1 protein-coding gene is annotated in these 254 nt (G+C 69.3%); it reads left to right on the top strand.

Going from position 1 to position 254, the window contains the following annotated elements:
* On the top strand, nucleotides 1-254 hold a 254-nt coding region (locus ABS764_RS16255; protein ID WP_408082843.1), incomplete at both ends, for a phosphoenolpyruvate carboxylase.

The raw sequence follows: 254 nt of genomic DNA, 5'->3' as shown, positions 1-254 counted from the left end.
CTTCAAGACCGCGCTGGTCAGCCCCGTCCTGACCGCGCACCCGACCGAGGTCCGCCGCAAGAGCACGATGGACCGAGAGATGGAAGTTGCCAGCCTGCTGGACCGCCGCGAGCGCGTCGCGTTGACCGCGGACGAGGCCGCTGCCTCCGACGAGCAGCTGCGCCGCGAGGTGCTGACGCTGTGGCAGACCAATCTGCTCCGCCGCACCAAGCTGACCGTGCTCGACGAGGTCGCCAACGGCCTGTCGTTCTACG

Origin of the sequence: Flavobacterium plantiphilum, assembly GCF_046000495.1 — a bacterium.
Taxonomy (GTDB): Bacteria; Bacteroidota; Bacteroidia; order Flavobacteriales; family Flavobacteriaceae; genus Flavobacterium; species Flavobacterium plantiphilum.
This window is presented reverse-complemented; position numbering and strand designations above follow the sequence as displayed.